This is a genomic window from Enterobacter cloacae complex sp. 2024EL-00711 (assembly GCF_047529885.1).
GTDB lineage: Bacteria > Pseudomonadota > Gammaproteobacteria > Enterobacterales > Enterobacteriaceae > Enterobacter > Enterobacter ludwigii.
The window spans coordinates 250,327-272,096 of sequence record NZ_JBLIZC010000003.1 but is presented as its reverse complement, the minus strand read 5'-3'; the positions used below and the strand labels follow the sequence as shown (position 1 = coordinate 272,096).

22 protein-coding genes and 3 tRNA genes are annotated in these 21,770 nt (G+C 55.0%); 12 read left to right on the top strand and 13 right to left on the bottom strand.

The genetic code is table 11. The features are described 5' to 3' along the window. The first annotated feature begins 115 nt into the window (after nt 1-115). The 6 genes from ACMVME_RS11345 (at nt 116) to ACMVME_RS11320 (ending at nt 6,388) form a co-directional block, all read left to right on the top strand. Complete coding sequence (locus tag ACMVME_RS11345; protein ID WP_014168535.1) at nt 116-826, top strand: DUF1120 domain-containing protein; 711 nt, start codon at nt 116-118, stop codon at nt 824-826. Nucleotides 827-1,077: 251 nt separating this feature from the next. Then, a complete protein-coding gene (locus ACMVME_RS11340; RefSeq protein WP_014168534.1) occupies nt 1,078-1,794 on the top strand; it encodes a DUF1120 domain-containing protein in 717 nt (238 codons plus the stop codon). A gap of 71 nt (nt 1,795-1,865) precedes the next feature. Continuing rightward, nucleotides 1,866-2,570 carry a fimbria/pilus chaperone family protein gene (locus ACMVME_RS11335; protein ID WP_044867940.1) on the top strand — a complete coding sequence of 235 codons (705 nt, stop codon included), beginning with the start codon at nt 1,866-1,868 and terminating at the stop codon, nt 2,568-2,570. Between the two features lie 15 nt (nt 2,571-2,585). After that, nucleotides 2,586-5,000, top strand: coding sequence for a fimbrial biogenesis usher protein (locus tag ACMVME_RS11330; RefSeq protein ID WP_068795230.1), 2,415 nt, complete (start codon nt 2,586-2,588; stop codon nt 4,998-5,000). Continuing rightward, the gene (locus ACMVME_RS11325; protein ID WP_223398459.1) at nt 4,997-5,566 is read left to right on the top strand and encodes a hypothetical protein; all 570 of its coding nucleotides are present in this window, start codon (nt 4,997-4,999) and stop codon (nt 5,564-5,566) included. The genes ACMVME_RS11330 and ACMVME_RS11325 overlap by 4 nt, the downstream gene beginning before the upstream one ends. A 117-nt stretch (nt 5,567-5,683) precedes the next feature. Further along, the gene (locus tag ACMVME_RS11320) at nt 5,684-6,388 is read left to right on the top strand and encodes a DUF1120 domain-containing protein (protein WP_068795231.1); all 705 of its coding nucleotides are present in this window, start codon (nt 5,684-5,686) and stop codon (nt 6,386-6,388) included. A 46-nt stretch (nt 6,389-6,434) separates the two neighbouring features. Here ACMVME_RS11320 and deoD read toward each other — a convergent pair whose 3' ends face one another. The 4 genes from deoD to deoC form a co-directional block, all read right to left on the bottom strand. After that, nucleotides 6,435-7,157: a purine-nucleoside phosphorylase gene (gene deoD, locus ACMVME_RS11315; RefSeq protein ID WP_013095492.1), complete on the bottom strand. Its 723-nt coding sequence runs from the start codon at nt 7,155-7,157 to the stop codon at nt 6,435-6,437. A 104-nt stretch (nt 7,158-7,261) separates the two neighbouring features. Next, nucleotides 7,262-8,485, bottom strand: a complete 1,224-nt coding sequence (gene deoB, locus ACMVME_RS11310; RefSeq protein WP_020885280.1) for a phosphopentomutase — start codon at nt 8,483-8,485, stop codon at nt 7,262-7,264. Nucleotides 8,486-8,538: 53 nt separating this feature from the next. Beyond that, nucleotides 8,539-9,861 carry a thymidine phosphorylase gene (deoA, locus tag ACMVME_RS11305; RefSeq protein WP_014168528.1) on the bottom strand — a complete coding sequence of 441 codons (1,323 nt, stop codon included), beginning with the start codon at nt 9,859-9,861 and terminating at the stop codon, nt 8,539-8,541. A gap of 56 nt (nt 9,862-9,917) precedes the next feature. Beyond that, nucleotides 9,918-10,697, bottom strand: a complete 780-nt coding sequence (gene deoC, locus ACMVME_RS11300; protein ID WP_020885282.1) for a deoxyribose-phosphate aldolase — start codon at nt 10,695-10,697, stop codon at nt 9,918-9,920. A gap of 261 nt (nt 10,698-10,958) precedes the next feature. On the opposite strand from deoC, the gene ACMVME_RS11295 reads away from it, so the two are divergent. Together ACMVME_RS11295 and ACMVME_RS11290 are read left to right on the top strand one after the other, a co-directional pair. Further along, nucleotides 10,959-12,506 (top strand): YjjI family glycine radical enzyme, encoded by a 1,548-nt coding sequence (locus tag ACMVME_RS11295; RefSeq protein ID WP_068795232.1) that lies wholly within the window; start codon nt 10,959-10,961, stop codon nt 12,504-12,506. Continuing rightward, complete coding sequence (locus ACMVME_RS11290; protein ID WP_020885284.1) at nt 12,481-13,341, top strand: YjjW family glycine radical enzyme activase; 861 nt, start codon at nt 12,481-12,483, stop codon at nt 13,339-13,341. Before ACMVME_RS11295 ends, ACMVME_RS11290 begins: the two co-directional genes overlap by 26 nt. Here the strand turns inward: ACMVME_RS11290 and ACMVME_RS11285 are convergent. From ACMVME_RS11285 to ACMVME_RS11250, 8 genes are all read right to left on the bottom strand, one after another. Beyond that, nucleotides 13,336-14,118: a TatD family hydrolase gene (locus ACMVME_RS11285; RefSeq protein WP_068795233.1), complete on the bottom strand. Its 783-nt coding sequence runs from the start codon at nt 14,116-14,118 to the stop codon at nt 13,336-13,338. The two genes, ACMVME_RS11290 and ACMVME_RS11285, sit on opposite strands and share 6 nt — an antisense overlap. After that, a complete protein-coding gene (locus tag ACMVME_RS11280; protein ID WP_020885286.1) occupies nt 14,115-15,167 on the bottom strand; it encodes a patatin family protein in 1,053 nt (350 codons plus the stop codon). The genes ACMVME_RS11285 and ACMVME_RS11280 overlap by 4 nt, the downstream gene beginning before the upstream one ends. A 120-nt stretch (nt 15,168-15,287) precedes the next feature. Next, nucleotides 15,288-15,449, bottom strand: a complete 162-nt coding sequence (locus ACMVME_RS11275) for a DUF1328 domain-containing protein (RefSeq protein ID WP_003856556.1) — start codon at nt 15,447-15,449, stop codon at nt 15,288-15,290. 129 nt (nt 15,450-15,578) lie between these two features. After that, entirely contained in the window at nt 15,579-16,196 is a 618-nt protein-coding gene (gene osmY, locus ACMVME_RS11270; protein ID WP_068795234.1) for a molecular chaperone OsmY, read from the bottom strand. Nucleotides 16,197-16,499: 303 nt separating this feature from the next. Further along, complete coding sequence (gene prfC, locus ACMVME_RS11265) at nt 16,500-18,089, bottom strand: peptide chain release factor 3 (RefSeq protein WP_014168520.1); 1,590 nt, start codon at nt 18,087-18,089, stop codon at nt 16,500-16,502. 91 nt (nt 18,090-18,180) lie between these two features. Further along, complete coding sequence (gene yjjG / locus ACMVME_RS11260; protein ID WP_068795235.1) at nt 18,181-18,858, bottom strand: pyrimidine 5'-nucleotidase; 678 nt, start codon at nt 18,856-18,858, stop codon at nt 18,181-18,183. 19 nt (nt 18,859-18,877) lie between these two features. Beyond that, complete coding sequence (rimI, locus tag ACMVME_RS11255) at nt 18,878-19,321, bottom strand: ribosomal protein S18-alanine N-acetyltransferase (protein ID WP_014168518.1); 444 nt, start codon at nt 19,319-19,321, stop codon at nt 18,878-18,880. Next, on the bottom strand, nt 19,290-19,703 hold the full coding sequence (locus ACMVME_RS11250; protein ID WP_068795236.1) for a DNA polymerase III subunit psi: 414 nt from the start codon (nt 19,701-19,703) through the stop codon (nt 19,290-19,292). The genes rimI and ACMVME_RS11250 overlap by 32 nt, the downstream gene beginning before the upstream one ends. Nucleotides 19,704-19,805: 102 nt before the next feature. Here ACMVME_RS11250 and rsmC point away from each other — a divergent pair, with 102 nt between their 5' ends. The 4 genes from rsmC (at nt 19,806) to ACMVME_RS11230 (ending at nt 21,329) form a co-directional block, all read left to right on the top strand. Further along, nucleotides 19,806-20,834: a 16S rRNA (guanine(1207)-N(2))-methyltransferase RsmC gene (gene rsmC, locus ACMVME_RS11245; protein WP_014168516.1), complete on the top strand. Its 1,029-nt coding sequence runs from the start codon at nt 19,806-19,808 to the stop codon at nt 20,832-20,834. A 173-nt stretch (nt 20,835-21,007) separates the two neighbouring features. After that, nucleotides 21,008-21,094, top strand: a tRNA-Leu gene (locus tag ACMVME_RS11240). 28 nt (nt 21,095-21,122) lie between these two features. Then, nucleotides 21,123-21,209, top strand: a tRNA-Leu gene (locus tag ACMVME_RS11235). A 33-nt stretch (nt 21,210-21,242) separates the two neighbouring features. Then, a tRNA-Leu gene (locus tag ACMVME_RS11230) sits at nt 21,243-21,329 on the top strand. Between the two features lie 40 nt (nt 21,330-21,369). Here ACMVME_RS11230 and ACMVME_RS11225 read toward each other — a convergent pair. Next, nucleotides 21,370-21,639: a DUF1435 domain-containing protein gene (locus ACMVME_RS11225; protein ID WP_068795299.1), complete on the bottom strand. Its 270-nt coding sequence runs from the start codon at nt 21,637-21,639 to the stop codon at nt 21,370-21,372. Between the last annotated feature and the right edge of the window lie 131 nt (nt 21,640-21,770).

Genomic DNA, 21,770 nt, shown 5'->3' with positions numbered 1-21,770 from the left:
AGAATTTCTCATTTCACAAATAACTCTGACCATTAATAGAATTCCCGCGCTTGTGAATCAATACGTTAATTACACGCACATAAGAAAATGTCCACTTTTTGGTTAAGGAATAACAGTGAAAAAACTTCTTCTCGCCACTCTGATTGCCGTGGCTTCGCACGCTGCGCTCGCCGACTCTACCGTTGTGATGAAGGTGAAAGGCAAAATGAATAATGCGTCCTGTACGCCTGAATTAAGCAATGGCGGTTCTATCGATTTTGGCACCATCGCCCTGGATCAACTTTCTCCTACCCAGACGAATCAGATGGGTCAAAAGGACATGTCGTTAACCATTAACTGCCCTTCAGCGACCAAAGTGGCCTGGAGCATCGCGGACAATAAAGAAGATACCAATGCGGCAAATGACCTGACGTCCAGCCAGTTCTACATCCGCGATGCGGCGGATAACGGAGGTGATGCCTGGGGCGCTGGCACCACCTATGGCGTTGGCACCACGGCTGCGGGCGAAAAGATTGGGGCGTATGCCATCGCAACGCGCGTGAATGAAGTTACCGCCAATGGTCTTCCGGCTCAGGCCATTTATGCCCCGGCGTACGTCAACAGCAATGGCGAATACATGTGGCGTAACCTGAGTACCGGTATTATTGCCAACGGTAACGCAGAAATTATGACGGCGACCACCCCAGGCAAATCTTCTCCGCTGGCGATTACCAACGTCGTCTTCCCGTTTAAAGTCTCGATGGCCATTGTGAATACCGATCGCCTGACCACGACCGATGAAGCTCAACTGAGCGGCGAAACCACCATTACGCTGGTTTATCTCTGATACGTTAAGGTCATGTTTTCTTTTCTCCGGCGGGATATCCCGCCGTTTTAAAGCAGAATATAAATCCATTCATATCTGATTGTAATGACTTAATAAAATCTCAATGTGCTCGTTAGAAAATCTAATTATTGCATTCTGTGAATCATTAATAGAATCAGCGGCGCTTGTTATTTAACACGTGTATTCATGCAAGCACTTTGCGGACTAAAAATATCTTTTTTAGTCACTCTCTTTCAGGTTAAGGAATAACAATGAAAAAGCTTCTTCTTGCCACCGTGCTATCCATGGCGGCAACAGCCGTTTGCGCAGAACCGACCGCCATGCTCAAAGTACAGGGCTCACTGACCAGCGCAGGCTGCGTGCCGGAAATCAGCAACGGGGGTCTGGCCAACTTCGGTGAAATCGGTCTGGACTCCCTCTCCTCCAGCGTGCCATATCAGGCAGGCCATAAAGATGTCACCCTGACCATCAAGTGCCAGTCCGCCACACGCGTGGGCTGGACGCTTCACGACGATCGCGCGGATTCCAACGCCGGTGCCAGCCTGCCAGCCAACCAATTCCACGTGGATAACGCTACCGCAAACGGTGGCCAGGCTTCTGGCTCCAGCCAACTGAACGGCGTAGGTAAAACCAGCGCCGGCGAGAACATCGGTGCGTATGCCATTTCTACCTACCTGACCTCCGTTACCGCAGACGGCGCGGCGGTACAGCCTATCGCGGCTACCCTGTATACCGGCGGCACGATCAGCAGCAGAAGCTGGATGAACATGTGGACCAGCGGCATCCTCTCCAACGATGGCACCGACGTCATGACCGTTTCCAAAAGCGGCCAGCGTGCACCTTTAGCCTTCATGAGCGCGGCATTCCCGCTGAAGATTGCGCTGGCCGTAGCCCCAAGCGACAAGCTGACCCTGACCGACAAAACCGAGCTTGAAGGCCAGTCAACGATCACCCTGGTTTACCTCTAATCCAGCCCCCTGACGCAAAACTCTCCAGTTACATGGGGAGTTTTTTTCCTGACCAGCGAATGAAACCCACTATGTCTACGATCCACACATCAACACGTTTGATCTGCTCACTGTGCCTCGCCCTTCCGGCTTCGCTTTTTGCCGCCGGAATGGTGCCTGAAACCACCCTGCTGCTGATTGACGAAGCGAACCACGGCGGCGTCATGAGCGTGAAAAACACCGACAGCATTCCCACCCTGCTTTACACCTCCATCCGGGATATCGGGGGCGACCAGGGGGTAAAACTCAACGTCACCCAACCGGTAGTGCGCCTTGAGCCAGGCCAGGAGCAACAGGTTCGCTTTATTCTTGAAACCGACAAACCGCTTAGCGTTGAACAGTACAAACGCGTGGTGTTCGAAGGTATTCCGCCCAAAAGCACGGATAAAAACGTGAAGGTCGGGATCAACCTGCGTCAGGATTTACCGGTCCTGATCCATCCCAAAGATCTGCCGGTGGTCACCGACGCCTGGAAATTACTGACCTGGTCAGTCACCGGGAAAGAGGTCAAGGTGCAGAATCCGTCCGCCTACGTGGTCCGTTTCTCCACCTCTGTCACCTTACTGCCTTCGCATACGGAAGGCCTGGTCAACAAGACGTTTATCCTGCCGGGAGAGACCATGACGGTGCAGACCGACACCCCGGTTAACGGCACCGATAACGCCATTGAGTTCAATCCGGCCAGCCGCTACGGGATTGAAGTTGAGAGCTTTACCGCTTCCCTGACGCGCCAGTAAGACAGGGATGTTTTGGTGATTGAGTTCTCTTTGCGTAATCAGACGCTTCGCGCCGCCATACTGGGGGCTTTGACATTGCCCGCCCAGTCGGTATCGGCGGCCGGTATGGATTTTAATACCGATATTCTGGCGACCCGGGGTATCAGCACCAACCTCGCCCACTACTTCTCCCAGGCCCAGCGATACCTGCCGGGGCCGCATGCCGTGCAGGTAAAAATTAACGGCGTCGATAAAGGCACGCTTGCGATCCGCGTGGGAGAGGAAGGGCAACTGTGTCTGGATGATGACTTTACCCGTGCGGCAGGTCTTCTTCCGCTGAATATCGATGCAAAAGAGCCCTGCCATAATCTTCTGCAAGATTACCCGACGGCCACCGTCACGCTGCTGCCCAACGCGGAGTCGCTTGAGATTTATGTTCCCGCAGAGGCGATGGACAATGGTTTTTATGCCGCGAAATACTACGCGCACGGCGGTGCGGCGGGTCTTATCAATTACAGTGCGTTCAGCAACTACAACGAGTACGGCAGCGGCGGAAACAGTACCTTTTCCCAGGGCAATATTGGCGCCGGTCTCAACGTGGCGAACTGGACGCTGCGCAGCAACTTTATCCTGACCGACGATAACGGAACCCGCAGCACAGAGAATCTCTATACCTACGCGGAACACGTCTTCGAAGAACGGAAGCTTCGCATTCAGGCGGGGCAGATTAACGTCAACTCGGCGCTGTTCAGTGGCGCACAAATTAATGGCGTTCAGTTCCTGCCGGAAACGGGCCTGCAACCGAATATTCCGGCGACGACTATTTCCGGCATCGCCCGCACCAACCAGGCGCGCGTTGACGTTCGTCAGTCCGGGCAGGTTATCTACTCTTCGCTGGTGAATGCCGGTCCGTTTACTCTGACCGATGTCCCGGTGGTGCGTGGCAACGTGGATCTGGACATCAGCGTGGTCGAAACCGACGGTTCCACCACGACGTTTACGGTTCCCTCCTCCTCACTGAACGTGAGCGGGATGACGCGCACCGAAGGGCTCAGCGTCTCGTTGGGTAAAGTTCGCGATACCGGGGATGAACAGGGGTCGCCCTGGGTATTTAATTTTTCTGACGGAACCCGGTTTACGCCCCAGCTCACCGGCGTCACGGCGGGCGTGCTGGCAGAGCAGTATCAGGCCCTCGGGGCGATGCTGGAATGGTCGCCAGCCGAGTACTGGCTCCTTTCTCCCAGCGTTCAGATGAGCCGCGCGCAGTTCTACGGTCAACAAAATGGCCGCAAGATAGAATTGCAAAGTCACCTTTCCCTGCCCGAGCAACTCACGCTTGGGGTCAGTGCATCAACTTACAGCACCGGCTACCGGGAGTTAAACGAGGCGATGGACGCTGAATCCCAGCGCTATCAAAGTGCCTGGAATACCAGCCTCAACTGGAACAATGCATGGGTTGGCTCGCTTTCTTTCCAGTACAGCGAGAATGCCGGCGATGAAGAGAGCAGTAGCTCCCGCTACCTGATGGTCTCCTGGGGCAAGAGTCTGGGGCACACGTCGCTCTCAGTGAACTGGCAGCACGCCCTCAGCAGCAGTGAGACGGAGAAGGGCGGCACAAGTGATGGCGACCTGCTCTATCTTAATCTGGTCATTCCGTTTGGCACTGAGCGCATCAGTACCTATATGCGCAGCCAGGGTGAAAAACAAAACCTCGGTATTCAGGACAGCGGATCGTGGGGTCAAAACACCAATTACAACCTCTCGGTCGATCGCGACAATCAGGACAAGACCCAGTCGTTTAACGGCAATGTCAGCACCAACCTGCACTACGCACAGTTGGGCATGGCCGCAGGGCTGAACGACGGGAATCAGCATAATTACAGCACCTCCCTCAGCGGCGGCATCGCCCTGCATGGTCATGGCATTACGTTTGCACCCTACCCGATTAAAGACACCTTTGGCATTGCGCGATTAAGCGAGCCGGAAAGCGGTATTCAAATCACCACGCCCGATGGAACCGTCTGGACCGATGCGTGGGGACAAGCCGTGGTGCCGGGTCTGCGCGAGTGGCAAACCTCTCAGATTGTCATTGATGCCAGCTCCCTGCCACAGGGAATGGATTTATCGAACGGGATACAGACCGTTTCCGCAGCTTACGGCTCATTCGCGCAGGTGGATTTCCACGTGCTGAACACGCGTCGTCTAATGCTGAGCGTGAAACGCCCTGACGGGTCATGGCTCGCCAGAGGGCTTAGCGTGGTGGATAAAGACAGCCGTTATATCGTCAGCGTAATGGATAACGGCAGCGTGTTTATTCCCGACGCCACGGATGCGCCCGCCCTGTATGTGGTGGACGACAACATGGCAAAAATTTGCCATATCACGTATTCGCTCAGCGAAGACAAAAATACCGAGTCCTATTACGAAAAAGCAGAAGGAATGTGCCAGTGAAAACCTGTTATTCCCTTTTATTCGCGGCGTTTGCCAGCATGATTTTGCTCTTCTCCGCACGCGCGTCCAGTGAAGAGTGTCAGGTTACGTTTTCGCAGCCTGTTGTCTCGTTTGGAAAACTCAAACCGTCGGATATCGCCGCCTCGCAGAAGAACTGGAACCGAATGCCGGCCAAAGAAATTACGGCCAACGTCTTCTGCCCGGAGCCGAGAGTGATGGCGCTGTTTCTGCAGTCCACTGCGGGCGTCAATGGAGGGGTTCTCTTTGGTCAGGACGGGCGACTGGCCATTATTGCCGACAATATGGTGGTTGACGGGCATGCCTGCACGCTGGCGAAAACGACGGACCGTATCGGTTTTACGCCCTCCTCCAGTCCGACGCAACGCGCGTTTATCAAAAATAATGAAGGTCTCGTTGCCCGGCAAAATGCCGTGCCGGTGCGGGGTAAACACATGAGCTTCACCCTTAAGATTGTTCCCGTCATTAATAACAGCCAGCTTCGTCATGTTGCTGACAATACCCTTCTTGAGAGCAATATGGCCTGGGAATTATTAACACAGGAATAACCCCATTCACGCGTCAGGTACCTGCCTGCGTGAAGCGTAGAAAAGCACTACCGTTACAAATACTGACGGGTTAATACCCCGCAATGTCATGCTTTTTATTTATGTTAAGGATTAACAATGAAAAAATGTTTACTCGTTGTCGCGCTGGCCCTGGCGGCCACATCCGCACACGCGGGCGATACCGCCGTGCTGAAAGTCAAAGCCTCGCTTGCCGGTGCCTCGTGTGTACCGGAGCTGAGCAATAATGGCGTGATCGATTTTGGCAGGATTCAGATTGGCGATTTGTCGCAAACCCAGGCTACGCAGCTGGGCGAAAAAGGGGTGATGCTGACGATCAACTGCCCTACGCCAACAAAGGTGGGCTGGAGCATTGCGGATAACCGTACCGATTCCAACGCCAGCACGGGCAGCAGCAGTAACCTGAAGGTGAAAAACGCCAATGCTAACGGCGGTGAACTTCGCGGTGCGATGAGCACCTTTGGGCTGGGCAAAACGCACGATGGTAAAAACATCGGCGCGTACTCCATTTACACCACGCCAGGCGATGTGACGGCGAACGGCAATAACGCTGAGCCTATCCGTACGGCCGTGACCGCGGGAGCGGGCGTGAGCCGCTGGCAGAAAGCCAACGGTGGCACCATCGCCAATAAGGATTTGGGTCTGATGAGCGTTGCACCGGCGGGCAAAAACGACCCGATGGCGGTCACCAGCGTCTCTTTCCCGCTGAACGTGTCGCTGGCGGTCGAGAATCTGAAGAATCTGTCTTTAACAGAAGATACGGAGTTTGACGGTCAGGCGACCATCAGCGTGGTGTATTTGTAACCGGGAAGAGCATGCCGGGCAGCGAACGCCGCCCGGCAGTACAACATTACTCTTTGTCGCCCAGCAGAACGGATTCCAGCGCGATTTTGATCATGTCGTTGAAGGTGGTCTGACGCTCAGCAGCGGTCGTCTGCTCGTGCGTACGGATATGGTCAGACACGGTGCAGATGGTCAGTGCTTTCGCGCCAAACTCAGCCGCGACACCGTAGATCCCAGCCGCTTCCATTTCCACACCCAGGATGCCGTACTTTTCCATCACGTCGAACATCTCGCCGCCGTCTGGTGCATAGAACAGGTCAGCAGAGAACAGGTTACCCACGCGTGCGTCTACGCCCAGCGCTTTTGCGGCGTCAACCGCGTTACGCACCATGCCGAAGTCAGCGATGGCGGCAAAGTCATGGTCTTTGAAACGCATACGGTTAACTTTAGAGTCCGTGCACGCGCCCATGCCGATAACCACATCACGCAGCTTAACGTCCATACGTACTGCACCGCAGGAGCCTACGCGAATGATTTTCTTCACGCCGAAATCGGTGATCAGCTCTTTGGTGTAGATGGAGCAGGATGGGATACCCATACCGTGCCCCATCACGGAGATTTTGCGGCCTTTGTACGTACCGGTGAAGCCCAGCATGCCGCGAACGTTGTTCACTTCACGCACGTCTTCGAGGAAAGTTTCTGCAATGTGCTTCGCGCGCAGCGGGTCGCCCGGCATCAATACGACGTCAGCGAAATCACCCATTTCGGCATTAATGTGAGGAGTTGCCATCTTCAGTTCCTTTTATCGTGTTTTTGCCGGGTGGCGGCGGCGCCTGCCCGGCCTGCATGGTGTTCTCCCTCTCCCGAAGGGAGAGGGGATACGCCCGGATGTGTTTAGAACATGGCCTTGCCATATTCCATGTCGGACGTACCAAAGTATTTCGCAATAGTCTGACCGATATCGGCGAAGGTTTCACGGTGGCCCAGTGAGCCAGGTTTCACTTTCGGGCCGTACACCAGCACAGGAATGTGCTCGCGTGTGTGGTCGGTACCGGTCCAGGTTGGGTCGCAGCCGTGGTCGGCGGTCAGGATCAGAATGTCATCTTCACCCACCAGCTCCATCAGCTCCGGCAGACGGCGGTCAAACAGTTCCAGGCCCGCGGCATAACCGGCCACGTCACGACGGTGGCCCCAGGAGGAGTCGAAGTCCACGAAGTTGGTGAAGACGATAGTCTTGTCACCCGCCTCTTTCATCTCTTTGATGGTGGCGTCAAACAGCGCATCCAGACCGGTGGCTTTCACTTTTTTGGTGATACCGCAGTTGGCATAGATGTCTGCAATTTTCCCCACGGACACCACGTGGCCGTCTTTCTCGTCAACCAGCTTCTGCAGTACGGTCGGTGCCGGTGGCTCAACGGCCAGGTCATGACGGTTACCGGTGCGCTGGAAGTTACCCGCTTTATCACCGATAAACGGACGTGCAATCACGCGACCGATGTTATAGCCGCCTTCGGTCAGCTCTTCACGTGCGATTTCGCACAGCTCGTAAAGCTTATCCAGGCCAAAGGTCTCTTCGTGGCAGGCAATCTGGAACACGGAGTCGGCAGAGGTGTAGAAAATCGGCTTGCCGGTTTTCATGTGCTCTTCACCGAGTTCGTCCAGAATCACGGTACCGGAAGAGTGACAGTTACCGAGGTAGCCCGGCAGATTGGCACGCTTAACCAGCTTGTCCAGCAGCTCCTGCGGGAAGCTGTTCTCGTGATCGGAGAAGTAACCCCAGTCGAAGAGAACCGGCACGCCGGCGATTTCCCAGTGGCCAGACGGAGTATCTTTACCGGAAGAGAGCTCGTGCGCCCAGGCGTACGCGCCTACCACTTCCGCATTGCCGTCCATACCGGCTGCAATTTTACCGGTAGAACCTTCATGGGCTTTCACCAGACCCAGACGGGTCAGGTTTGGCAGAGTCAGAGGGCCTTTACGACCGTTGTCCGCTTCGCCTTTCGCACAGGCTTCAGCGATGTGACCCATGGTATCGGAACCCACGTCACCAAAACGTTCTGCATCTTCGGTTGCGCCGATGCCGAATGAGTCCAGCACCATAATAAATGCACGTTTCATAATTGTTCTCCGTACGTAGTGCTTCAAAAATTATCGATCAGATCAGTATACCGCTATTCGGTGATACGGCGATAGACAGTCGGTGTGCTTTGCGGTGCTTTATCATCAAGCGTAATGGCCGCTTTCACCGCCTTCGCCGCTTCCTGCCAGCTGGCTTCATCTTTCGCGTGGATCACGGCCAGCGGACGTTGACCATCAACGCTGTCACCCAGACGCGCCATATCGGTAAAGCCGACGCTGTAATCAATGGTGTCCGAGGCCTGACGACGACCGCCGCCCATCGACACGACCGCCATGCCGAGCGCGCGCGTATCCATCGCCGAGACAAAGCCTTCGGTATCGGCGTAGACCGCTTTGCTGAGCGTCGCCGTTGGCAGGTATTTCGCGTAGTGTTCCACGAAGTCGGTCGGGCCTTTCTGCGCCGCTACCATGCGGCCGAAGATCTCTGCCGCTTTGCCGTTATCCAGCACCGCCTGAAGTTTGGCGCGTGCGTCGGCATCATCGCTGGCGAGCTTGCCGGAGATCAGCATCTCCACGCACAGGGCCATGGTGACATCGAGCAGACGCGGGTTCCGGTATTCACCGGTGAGAAACTGCACAGCTTCACGCACTTCCACGGCGTTGCCTGCGCTGGACGCCAGCACCTGGTTCATGTCCGTCAGCAGGGCGGTAGTACGCACGCCCGCACCGTTGGAGACGCCCACAATGGCTTCTGCCAGCGCCGCGGAAAGCTCATAGGTCGGCATAAAGGCGCCGCTGCCCACTTTCACATCCATGACCAGCGCATCCAGGCCTTCCGCCAGTTTCTTGGCGAGGATAGAGGCGGTAATCAGGGGAATAGAGTCAACGGTCGCGGTGATATCGCGGGTCGCGTAGAAGCGCTTGTCGGCAGGAGCAAGAGAGCTGGTCTGGCCGATAATCGCCACACCAACGTCTTTAATAATGTCGCGGAAGCGATGATCATCCGGGAAGATATCGAAGCCCGGGATGGCTTCCAGTTTGTCGAGCGTACCGCCGGTATGTCCCAGGCCACGCCCGGAGATCATGGGGATATAACCACCACAGGCCGCCACCATTGGGCCTAGCATCAGCGACGTCACGTCACCTACACCGCCGGTTGAGTGTTTATCCACAATCGGGCCGTTGAGGTTCAGGCTTTTCCAGTCCAGAACGGTTCCTGAATCTCGCATCGCCATGGTCAGCGATACACGCTCAGGCATCGACATATCGTGGAAGAAAATGGTCATCGCCAGAGCAGCAATCTGCCCTTCAGAGATGGTGTTATCACGAATGCCATTGATAAAGAAGCGGATCTCTTCGTCGCTTAATGCATGACCATCACGTTTTTTACGAATAATTTCTTGTGCGAGAAACACGGTAACCCCCGAGAAAACAGGTTAAATGCGGCGGATGGCCCGCCGCAGGATAAAAATCAGTAGCTGCTTGCGCTCTTACCGTCGCCGTGACCCAGCGCTTTCAGCAGGCTCGCCAGCAGGCTGGATGCACCAAAGCGATAGTGACGGGAATCCGCCCACGCCGGGCCAAACAGTTCGTCGGCAATCGCCAGGAACTGCTGCGCATCTTCAGCCGTGCGCACGCCGCCCGCAGGTTTGAAGCCTACGGTTTTTTCCACGCCCATATCACGGATCACTTCCATCATGATGCGCGCGCTTTCCGGCGTTGCGTTCACCGGCACTTTACCGGTAGAGGTTTTGATGAAATCTGCACCCGCGTTGATGGAGATTTCAGACGCTTTACGGATCAGCGCTTCTTCTTTCAGCTCACCGGTTTCGATGATCACTTTCAGCAGCACGTTTGCCGCAGCACAAGCGTCTTTACACGCTTTCACCAGGTCAAAACCAACCTGCTCGTTACCGGCGATCAGCGCACGGTACGGGAATACCACGTCCACTTCGTCAGCGCCGTACGCGATGGCCGCGCGGGTTTCAGCCAGCGCAATCTCGATGTCGTCATTGCCGTGCGGGAAGTTAGTCACGGTTGCAATGCGTACATCCGGCGTGCCCTGCTCTTTCAGCGTCTTACGGGCAATGGGGATAAAGCGCGGGTAGATACAGACGGCTGCAGTGTTCCCGACGGGCGTTTTCGCCTGATGGCACAGGGCGATGACTTTCTCATTGGTGTCGTCATCATTCAGGGTGGTCAGGTCCATCAGTTTCAACGCGCGCAGGCTGCTTGCAGTTAAATCGGTCATAACATTCTCCAACGGCATCGCCGTATAAATTTCACCTTGCGGTCTGTGACTATTCTAACATCCAGCCGCACTTACACTTCGACATTCATCACAGTTAATGAAAACTGCGTACAAATTTGCATTACTGTAATGAGATGAACTTCAAATTTTACTGCTGTCGCTGCTGATTAAAGCAGCGATACCCGGTGTGGGATCAAAAGTCCCCCCGGGATGACTTCCTACAATTCGGTCATCATCCGCAGAACCATAAAGGAAGCGAATATGTCCCACGCCAGCCCTCACGCACTGCAACAACGTTGCCAGCAAATTGTGACAAGCCCGGTATTGACCCCCGAGCAAAAACGTCATTTTCTGGCGCTGGAAGCGGAGAACCATCTTCCCTACCCCGCGCTGCCTCAGGCCGCTCGCACCGCGCTGGAAGAGGGATTTATCTGCGACATGTTCGAAGGCCATGCGCCTTATAAACCGCGCTATGTTCTGCCTGATTACGCCAGATTCCTCGCCAACGGCTCGGCATGGCTGGAACTGGAAGGGGCAAAGGATCTGGATGACGCGCTCTCACTGCTGACCATCCTGTACCACCATGTTCCTTCTGTCACATCGATGCCGGTCTTCCTCGGTCATCTTGATGCATTACTGCAACCGTATGTTAATATTCTAACACAAGAAGAAATCGATAGCCGAATAAAACGTTTCTGGCGCTATCTCGACAGAACGCTTCCGGATGCGTTTATGCATGCCAATATTGGTCCGGCGGACACGCCCGTTACCCGCGCGATTTTACGCGCTGATGCAGAGCTGAAGCAGGTCGCACCGAATCTGACCTTTATTTATGATCCCGATATCACACCAGATTCACTGCTGCTCAGGGTGGCCGAAAATCTCTGTGAATGCAGCAAACCCCATATTTCTAACGGCCCGGTGAATGATAAAATTTTCACAAAAGGCCGTTATGGAATCGTGAGTTGTTACAACTCCCTGCCGCTGGCAGGCGGTGGCAGCACGCTGGTGCGCCTTAACCTGAAGGCCATTGCCGAACACAGCGACTCGCCCGAAGACTTTTTTACCCGCACGTTGCCCCACTACTGCCAGCAGCAACTGGCCGTCATCAATGCCCGCTGCGAGTTCCTGTATCAAAAATCCGGCTTCTTTGAGAATAGCTTCCTCGTCAAAGAGGGGCTGATTGATCCCGACCGCTTTGTGCCGATGTTCGGCATGTACGGCCTGGCCGAAGCGGTGAACGTGCTGTGTGAGAAAGCGGGTTCACCGGGCCGTTACGGTAAAGACGACCAGGCCAACGCGCTGGGGTATCGGATCAGCGAACAGCTCGCGGCGTTTGTTGAAAGCACACCGGTAAAATACGGCTGGAAACAGCGTGCGATGCTGCATGCCCAGTCCGGAATAAGCTCTGATATCGGTACGACGCCGGGCGCGCGGTTGCCTTACGGGGAGGAGCCGGACCCGATTAGCCACCTGCTGAGCGTGGCGCCACACCACAAGCACTATCACGCCGGGATTAGCGACATCCTGACGCTGGACGAGACGGTCAAACGCAACCCGCAGGCCGTGGTGCAACTGTGTCTGGGTGCGTTCAACGCGGGAATGCGGGAGTTCACCGCCAACGTGGCCGGTAACGATCTGGTACGCGTGACCGGATATATGGTGCGGTTGTCCGACCTGGAGAAATACCGTGAAACAGGGTCACGCACTAACACCACCTGGCTTGGAGAAGAAGCCGCCCGACACACCCGCATCCTGGAGCGCCAGCCACGCGTGATAAGCCATGAACAGCAGATGCGCTTTAGTTAGTCAGGTGATCCCCTTCTCCTGCGTGGACGGGCCGGGCAGCCGCCTGGCTCTGTTTCTCCAGGGGTGCAACCTGCGCTGCAAAACCTGCCACAATCCGTGGACCATCGGACGCTGCAACGACTGCGGCGACTGCGTACCCCACTGTCCGCACGATGCGCTGAACATACAGGCCGGGCGGGTCTGGTGGCAGGAGAGTCAGTGTCAGCAGTGTGATACCTGCCTGCAGTTGTGCCAGCAGCAGGCAACGCCAATGGCGCACCGTTTTAGCGTCGACGAGATCCTCACTCAGCTCTCTAAATCCGCACCCTTTATTGAAGGTATTACCGTGAGCGGCGGTGAAGCGACAACGCAGCTACCGTTCCTGGTGGCGCTCTTCACGGCGATCAAAGCCGATCCCGCCCTGCAACACCTGACGTGCCTGGTGGACAGCAACGGTCTGTTAGGGGAAACCGGCTGGCAAAAACTGCTGCCGGTATTCGACGGGGCAATGGTGGATTTGAAGGCCTGGGGGAACGAACACCATCGCTTCCTGACCGGACGCGAAAATCCGCAGATTAAGCACAGTATCCGCTGGCTGGCACACCACCAGCGGCTGGCGGAACTGCGATTACTGGTGATCCCGGAGCAGTGTGATTATCTGGAGCATCTCAAAGCACTGACGGCGTTTATCCACGCGTTGGGCAATGTCCCGGTACGCATTAACGCCTTTCATGCTCACGGCGTTTACGGTGAGGCGGCGTCCTGGCGCAGCGCCACGCCAGAAGATATTGAGCCGCTGGCGCGGGCGCTGGAACAACAGCAGATTGTGGTAATCCGACCGGCGCTTTATCTATAGCGTGATACCAAATACCGCGCGGGTATTCTCCAGCAGGGCATGCGCAATCACCTCTTCCGGCTCCTCGCGCAGCTCACAGAGCGTGTCAAAGACCCGAGCGGCCTGCTCCGGGCGATTTGGCTGCCCCTGAAAACCGTTGAGCGGCATATCCGGTGCGTCGGTTTCCAGTAATAATGCTTCGAGCGGCAGCTGCGCCATCACATCGCGGGTTTTACTGGCGCGTGGATAGGTGATGGTACCCCCGACGCCAATTTTATAGCCCAGCGCAATAAAGCGCTGCGCCTGCTGCAGGCTCCCTGAAAAACCGTGCACAACGCCCCTTCGCGGAAGATCGATACGCTTCAGATGCATTGCCAGTTTGTCATGGGTTCGACGGGAGTGAAGGATCACCGGCAGATCGTGACGCTTCGCCAGACGCAGCTGCGCATCAAGGATCGTCTGCTGGCGCGCAAACTGCGGATCGTCGCGATAGAGATCGAGGCCGATCTCACCGATGGCGACAAGTTTGTCGCCAGCCGTCTGCACAATGGCGTCCAGCGCGTCGATATGCTCATCAAGATGGTGTTCAATCACAATGGGATGCAGGCCGAGCGCGGCGTACAGCGCCTGGTGCCGCCTTGAAAGATCCAGTACCCGCTCAAAATATGCCGCTTCAACCGCCGGCACAATTATCGCCTCTACGCCGGCATGTGCAGCTCGCGTGATGCTTTGCTCTTCATCCCCCGTAAACGGTGGAAAATCAAAATGACAGTGGGTATCGATAAACCGGTACGTCACGCCAGATCCTCATTATCTAACAATGCGTCATTCGCCTGCGGAGCATCCACCAGCGGCATCGCCAGCGCATCATTCGCCACCACTGCCGGTGGGGTAATAATGGCTTTATGACGATGTATAGGCGGTTGTTCAGCCAGCAGTTTGCCTATTGTCGCCAGGAAGTAACGCCCGCACAGGCGCCCCGTTTTGTAATCGGTACGCAGCGCAGGAACGCGGCTGCCCAGCGCCATGCTGACCAGCGGTTTAGGCGGGTAAATTTCAAATATACGCAGCTTACCCGGCGGTTTTTCAATAAAGCGCTGCATGGCGCCGTAGGTCGTTTCATGCTGCTTCGCGATATTGACCAGATGTTGCAGGCTGCTGTCACCTAACCAGCGCTCCATGCGTTTAAACCATTGCGGGGTATAGTACATTTGCGACGGGACGGTGCGGATCACCACAATGGTGTTTGCCCCGCGTCGCGCAGCTTCCTGTACCGGCACCGCGTCACTGATGCCGCCGTCCAGATAGCTGATGCCGTCCAGCAGCGCACCGGAACGATAGAAACCGGGAATGGCGCTGGAGGCGCGAATGATATCCAGCCAGTTCTCTTTTTGAGGAGAGAAATAGCCCGGCGTGTAGTCATCACCACGGCTGGCGCACATCCAGAACTCTTTTCCGCTGTCGAACAGGCGCGCCGCCGTATCCATTGCCAGCGGCATCTGGCTTGAGGTCGAATCCAGCAGCCAGTCGAGGTCAATCAGGTTCCCGCCGCGCACAAAGCGCACCGGGTTGAAAAATTCTTTCGCCGTGGTGTAGCGCATGATCACTTTTCGCGCGTAGCCGGGCTGGTTACAGACATAAGCAGAGAGGTTTTGCGCCCCGGCAGAGGTCCCGAAGTACAGGTCAAACGGGTTGAATTGCGCGCGCATAAACTCGTCCAGCACACCGGCCGTAAAAATGCCGCGCTGTCCGCCACCTTCACACACCAGCGCAAGCGGGCCTGCGCGAAACGGCTTTAACGCCAGCGGCGCAATATTGCCGAGCGTAACGGGAATTCGTTGCCCCACCTCTGCTTTCCTGTTTTCATTTTTCTGTTATGACACAGTAGCGCACCCGACCAGCGACTGAAACAAGAAAAAGCCAGTCACGAGGACTGGCTTTTTTTTGTTGAAGGAATATTGCGTTTGCTACGGACGTCGACGACCCGTAAACAGGCTGACCAGGAACAGAATAATACCCACGACAAAGACAATTTTTGCTGCCCATGCCGCTGTACCTGCCAGACCACCAAAGCCCAATGCGGCGGCAATTAACGCGATAACCAGAAATATAATGCCCCAACGAAACATAAGCTTCTCCTTTACCATAGTTAATGTCGGCCGCTAAATGTGAGCGCGCTCAGGTCACTCACCGGCGATTTTCCAGAGTCATTTTTATTTCGCCCGCTGACGTTAGCCAGACGGGCGAATGGTGCAGATTTACTTCGTTTTCAGATCGTTTTTAACGCTTTTAACACCATCGATCGCTTTCGCGATGGACTCGGCGCGCTCACTTTGCGCCTGAGAATCGACCGTACCGGAAAGCTGAACCACGCCATCGGTGGTTTCCACTTTCACTTTACGAGATGGCACGATGTCATCTGCTAAAAGTTTAGCTTTGATTTCGCTGGTGGTGGCTGCATCTCCGGCATACCCTTTCACCGACGCGTTTTTGCTGTCCCGAACGTGCAGTTTGTCGCTCACGGACGCTACACCTTCAACACCCTTCGCCACTTTTACCGCCTGTTCGGCCTGGGCCTGGCTTTCTACAAAACCACTCAGGGTGACAACTTTCTTGTCAGTTTTAACGGAAATATCGGTGCTCTTGATAGCTTCATCATCCACCAGTGCGGCTTTCACTTTTGCTGTGATTGAGCTGTCATCCATGAAATTACCGACTTTATTCATAGAGCTATCGATTTTTTCCCCTGCGGTATCGGCGGTGGACTGCGCTTTATCCATAGTGCTGGTTTCAGCCAGAGCAGAACCACTTACCAGGATGCTACCCAGTGTCACAGCCAGCAGAGTTTTAGAAATCTTCAGTCTTGTCATATTCATCGATGTATTCCTGTGTATACCCGTCATTCGGGCGACATACTTCCCTAATTGCTAGTTTTATATATTGCGAATGAACACACGGGCAAAATGGAGAACCCAAAGTCATGCATTGAACAGTTAATTCATCCACGCCCGGTGTTAAACACTGAGTTAAATATAGATCACTCTCACAGTGCCGCTTTCAGATTTGGGTAAAAAACGAGCAAAAGACGCGAAATAATGTTGAATTAAGAACATTCCGCAAGAGATTAATAAGACAGGAAATAAAGAAGAGCACGGCGATTGCCGTGCTCTGAGAGGGGATCAGTGTTCGCGCGTTTTGCGGAACTGGACATCAGGATAACGTTCCTGAGTCAGGTTCAGGTTGACCATGGTTGGAGCGATATACGTCAGGTTATCACCGCCATCCAGCGCCAGCTGCACTTCGTTCTTACGTTTAAATTCTTCGAATTTCTTCACGTCAGAACACTCTACCCAGCGCGCGGTCGCCACGTTAACCGATTCATAGATCGCTTCCACGTTGTACTCGCTCTTCAGACGCGCAACGACCACGTCGAACTGCAGCACACCGACAGCGCCTACGATCAGATCGTTGTTAGCGATAGGGCGGAACACCTGGACAGCGCCCTCTTCGGAAAGCTGAACCAGCCCTTTCAGCAGCTGTTTCTGCTTCAGCGGATCGCGCAGGCGAATACGACGGAACAGTTCCGGTGCGAAGTTCGGAATACCGGTGAACTTCATCATTTCACCCTGGGTGAAGGTATCGCCGATCTGAATCGTACCGTGGTTGTGCAGACCGATGATGTCGCCCGGATAGGCTTCTTCAACGTGCGAACGGTCGCCCGCCATAAAGGTCAGCGCGTCGGAGATCACCACATCTTTACCGATACGTACCTGACGCAGCTTCATGCCCTTTTCATACTTACCGGACACCACGCGCATAAAGGCGACGCGGTCACGGTGTTTCGGGTCCATGTTAGCCTGAATTTTAAAGACGAAACCGGTGAACTTCTCTTCTTTCGCTTCCACTTCACGGGTGTCAGTTTTACGTGACATCGGTTGTGGCGCCCACTCCACCAGGCCATCAAGCATATGGTCAACGCCGAAGTTACCCAGCGCGGTACCAAAGAAGACCGGGGTGATTTCACCGCTCAGGAACAGCTCTCTGTCGAATTCGTGAGATGCACCTTGAACCAGCTCCAGCTCGTCACGCAGCTGCGCGGCCAGCTCTTCACCCACAGCCGCATCCAGCTCCGGGTTATCCAGACCTTTTACGATACGGACTTCCTGAATGGTATGGCCTTTACCGGTCTGGTAGAGATAGGTTTCGTCTTTATAAAGGTGGTAGACACCCTTGAACAGCTTGCCGCAGCCAATGGGCCAGGTGATAGGCGCACAGGCAATTTTCAGCTCGTTTTCCACTTCATCCATCAGCTCCATCGGGTCGCGGATGTCACGGTCGAGTTTGTTCATAAAGGTGAGGATCGGCGTATCGCGCAGACGGGTAACTTCCATCAGCTTACGGGTACGATCTTCTACCCCTTTCGCGGCGTCGATGACCATCAGACAGCAGTCCACCGCCGTCAGCGTACGGTAGGTATCTTCCGAGAAGTCTTCGTGCCCTGGGGTATCCAGCAGGTTGACCAGGCAATCATGATACGGGAACTGCATCACGGAGGTGGTAATGGAAATACCACGCTGCTTTTCCATCTCCATCCAGTCAGATTTTGCATGCTGGTTGGAACCACGGCCTTTTACGGTACCCGCAGTCTGAATCGCCTGTCCGAACAGCAACACCTTCTCGGTGATGGTCGTTTTACCGGCATCCGGGTGAGAGATAATGGCAAAAGTACGGCGCCTGGCCACCTCTTGCAGATAAGGAGACAACGTCATAATGAAATCTTCTATATAAGCGCGGCGTCAGGCCGCGCATCATGGGATACGAAAAATGCGGCTATTTTACCCATCAATGGGGGGCAGGCAATCATTGTTTACACAGGAGCTGCTCCAGTTCGTTCAATGACGTGACGGTCCAGGTCGGCTGGATACCTTCCGGCAACGTGCGACCGTGTGCATTCAGCCAGACGGTCGACAGGCCGGCGTTCATCCCGCCACGAATATCCGACTCCGCGGTGTCCCCGACCATCAGCACTCGTTCACGATCGGGATTGCCCGCTTGTTCCAGCGCATAATCAAAAATACGCGGATCCGGCTTAGGTACGCCCACCTCTTCAGAGATCACCAGCGCGTCAAAATGATCGCGCAGGCCCGTACGCTCAAGGCGGATCTGCTGCAGGGCGGTAAACCCGTTGGTAATAATGCCCAGCTTCGCCTTACCCTTCAGGGCGTCCAGCAGGGAAACCGCGCCCGGCAACGGCGCGCAGATATCCGCCATGGCATTAAGGAAGGCATCGTTAAGCGCACCCGGGCTGACGTTTAACCGCTCGGCCCAGACATCAAAGCGCTGGTGCTGCAGCTGTAACGCGGTGATGGCACCGTTCTGGTAATCCACCCACAGCGGTTTGTTTACCGCCTGATAGTCCTGAAAGTCTTCAGCGGTGAAGGAAACGCTATAATCGAGAAACATCCGCTGTAGGCCGCCAAACGAGTCAAACGTAAACAGCGTTTCGTCGGCATCAAAGAAAATCCAGTCCCATTTCATCGTTACAACCTTATTTTAGTTATCCAAGCGGCAGAGCCATTATGATGGCGTCTTCACGTCCCTCTGCGGTGGGGTAGTAGTTACGGCGGATAGTCGCCTCGTTAAAGCCTAAGCTTTCATAGAGTGCGATGGCGGCGACATTCGACGCGCGCACCTCCAGCCACAGGGTGAAAACGTCACGGGTTTCGAGCTCGCGAATGAGATACTCAAGCAGTTCTCTTCCCAGCCCCCGGCGCTGATACGCGGGATCAACCGCGATATTAAACAGCGTCGCTTCGTCCAGAACGACCTGCGTGATGGCAAAAGCGGCCATCGTGCCGTCGACGTCCAGACGGTAATTCAGATACCGCTCGCCCTGATTGCTGGCGAGGGTTTTTTCGCTCCATGGAAAAGCATGGGCGCGCGTTTCAATCGCGTACGCCGCGGTCAGATCAGGCGTCGTGAGGGAAGAAATCGTGTTCATATTCGCAGATTTGTTGCCATAGCGCGCTGCGCGCTTTTGGGTTGGCTTTCAGTTCGTCCAGCGCTGCCGAGCAGATCTGGCTCCCTTCAAGGGAGACCCCATCGATGTCTCCCATACGCCAGCTGTTGCAGCGGCTGTCGGATGGCAGCATGGTGACCCTGTCTGGCGTAAGCTGTAAAACCTGTTCAGTGGTCAGCTTCAGGCTACGAAGGACATCACCAATAAGGGGTTCATTCAGGGCAGGCAGTTGCTCCGCCACCATCACCAGCCGGACGTGCGCAGGGATGGAGATGGCGATTTCGCCCTGCAACGCCGTCGGGCGACGCAAGGCCCACTGGGTGATGCCCAGTTGCTGCAACTGCCAGTCTCGTCGGGATGTCATAGGGAAAACTCCTGTCTCTCAGGCGCGCAAATATAGCAAATGTGTCGAAACTGCGCCATCTACCTACTATAATCCCCGCCTGAGTTAATTGAGGAACAATTCATGTCTGCATTTACCCCGGCAAGTGAAGTCTTGCTGCGTCACAGTGATGATTTCGAAGAAAGCCGTATTCTGTTTGCCGGAGATATGCAGGATGACCTGCCCGCACGTTTCGACTGTGCTGAAAGCCGTGCCCACACCCAATACTACCACCACTGGCAGGTACTGAGCCGCCAGATGGATGACCGCGCGCGCTTTAGCCTGGTCGCTGAACAGAGCGACATCGCCGACTGCGACACGCTCATCTACTACTGGCCGAAGAACAAGCCAGAAGCCCAGTTCCAGCTGATGAACCTGCTTTCTCTGCTGCCCGTTGGCTGCGATATTTTCGTGGTCGGTGAGAACCGCAGCGGCGTTCGTAGCGCAGAACAGATGCTGGAAGGCTATGCGCAGCTGAATAAAATCGACAGCGCCCGTCGCTGTGGCCTGTATCACGGCCGTCTGGAAAAACAGGCGACCTTTGATGCTGAGAAATTCTGGGATGAGTATCAGCTTGACGGTCTGACCATTAAAACTCTGCCAGGCGTCTTCAGCCGCGACGGTCTGGACGTGGGCAGTCAGCTGTTGCTCTCCACCCTGACGCCGCATACGAAAGGCAAAGTGCTGGATGTCGGCTGTGGCGCGGGTGTACTGGCGACCGTACTGGCGAGCCATTCGCCAAAAGTGCGCTTAACCCTGTGCGATGTGAGCGCCCCGGCGGTTGAAGCAAGCCGCGCAACGCTTGCTGCAAACGGCCTGGAAGGCGACGTGTTTGCCAGCAACGTCTTCTCTGATGTGAATGGCCGTTTCGACATGATCATCTCCAACCCGCCGTTCCACGATGGTATGGAAACCAGCCTTGAAGCGGCGCAAACGCTGATCCGTGGTGCAGTACGTCATCTGAACAGCGGGGGTGAACTGCGTATCGTGGCTAACGCCTTCTTGCCGTACCCGAAAGTGCTGGATGAAACCTTTGGCTTCCATGAAGTCATCGCTCAAACGGGTCGCTTTAAGGTTTACCGCACCGTGATGACGCGTCAGGCTAAGAAGTAATCCCCTTATCTGGCAGGCCGGATACGCGTAACCGCTATCCGGTAAAACCTGGCGCTACCATCGGCCATTTTTGCAGCAATCAAAACAGCGTGCGCATTTTTCTGTTGACGTAAAGCTGAAAACATCTAGAATGCGCCTCCGTGGTTACGATACTTTTACAGTGTCGATGGTATGCGAAGGTGGCGGAATTGGTAGACGCGCTAGCTTCAGGTGTTAGTGTCCTTACGGACGTGGGGGTTCAAGTCCCCCCCCTCGCACCATAAATCACGTTGATATTGCTCGCACTGGGCGAAGGTGGCGGAATTGGTAGACGCGCTAGCTTCAGGTGTTAGTGTTCTTACGGACGTGGGGGTTCAAGTCCCCCCCCTCGCACCAACGAGGCGATATCAAAAAAAGTAAGATGACTGTGCGAAGGTGGCGGAATTGGTAGACGCGCTAGCTTCAGGTGTTAGTGTCCTTACGGACGTGGGGGTTCAAGTCCCCCCCCTCGCACCAATTATCTTACATCCTTTCTGACGTTCTTCTCGCTTTCCGCTTATTTCAAACTCATCAGTATCACCAGAATTCCACTGACCAGTGCTACGCATGACGGCAGTAACACAAAGTGGCGCAGCTGTTTATGCCAGATCATCCCTGACGTCACTAACAGTCCTGACACAATGAGCGCTTTCCAGACATCAATGGAGAGATCGGCAAACATCAGACCGCCAAGAATCGCCCCCGGCAGTAACACTCCCCAACCACTTCCCAGCGTCCTGTTCAACATGGTTCGCCCTCTCACACTGATAATGATAACCAATATCATATGATACCAATTATCATTTGTCAGCACGATTAATCAAAAACTCTCCCCCTTTACCTTTCCTGTAATGACAGGAAATGCCTAAGGTGATAAATTGCTCACCTGTTAACTAGACCTAAAGATTTTCTGATAAT

Excerpts from the sequence above, each read along its gene's own strand:
- ACMVME_RS11340 (WP_014168534.1), top strand. The coding sequence starts at position 1,078 with ATGAAAAAGCTTCTTCTTGCCACCGTGCTATCCATGGCGGCAACAGCC.
- ACMVME_RS11335 (WP_044867940.1), top strand. The coding sequence starts at position 1,866 with ATGTCTACGATCCACACATCAACACGTTTGATCTGCTCACTGTGCCTC.
- ACMVME_RS11320 (WP_068795231.1), top strand. The coding sequence starts at position 5,684 with ATGAAAAAATGTTTACTCGTTGTCGCGCTGGCCCTGGCGGCCACATCC.
- deoD (WP_013095492.1), bottom strand. The coding sequence starts at position 7,157 with ATGGCAACTCCTCACATTAATGCCGAAATGGGTGATTTCGCTGACGTC.
- deoB (WP_020885280.1), bottom strand. The coding sequence starts at position 8,485 with ATGAAACGTGCATTTATTATGGTGCTGGACTCATTCGGCATCGGCGCA.
- deoC (WP_020885282.1), bottom strand. The coding sequence starts at position 10,697 with ATGACCGATTTAACTGCAAGCAGCCTGCGCGCGTTGAAACTGATGGAC.
- ACMVME_RS11295 (WP_068795232.1), top strand. The coding sequence starts at position 10,959 with ATGTCCCACGCCAGCCCTCACGCACTGCAACAACGTTGCCAGCAAATT.
- ACMVME_RS11290 (WP_020885284.1), top strand. The coding sequence starts at position 12,481 with ATGAACAGCAGATGCGCTTTAGTTAGTCAGGTGATCCCCTTCTCCTGC.
- ACMVME_RS11275 (WP_003856556.1), bottom strand. The coding sequence starts at position 15,449 with ATGTTTCGTTGGGGCATTATATTTCTGGTTATCGCGTTAATTGCCGCC.
- osmY (WP_068795234.1), bottom strand. The coding sequence starts at position 16,196 with ATGAATATGACAAGACTGAAGATTTCTAAAACTCTGCTGGCTGTGACA.
- prfC (WP_014168520.1), bottom strand. The coding sequence starts at position 18,089 with ATGACGTTGTCTCCTTATCTGCAAGAGGTGGCCAGGCGCCGTACTTTT.
- yjjG (WP_068795235.1), bottom strand. The coding sequence starts at position 18,858 with ATGAAATGGGACTGGATTTTCTTTGATGCCGACGAAACGCTGTTTACG.
- rimI (WP_014168518.1), bottom strand. The coding sequence starts at position 19,321 with ATGAACACGATTTCTTCCCTCACGACGCCTGATCTGACCGCGGCGTAC.
- ACMVME_RS11250 (WP_068795236.1), bottom strand. The coding sequence starts at position 19,703 with ATGACATCCCGACGAGACTGGCAGTTGCAGCAACTGGGCATCACCCAG.
- rsmC (WP_014168516.1), top strand. The coding sequence starts at position 19,806 with ATGTCTGCATTTACCCCGGCAAGTGAAGTCTTGCTGCGTCACAGTGAT.
- ACMVME_RS11225 (WP_068795299.1), bottom strand. The coding sequence starts at position 21,639 with ATGATATTGGTTATCATTATCAGTGTGAGAGGGCGAACCATGTTGAAC.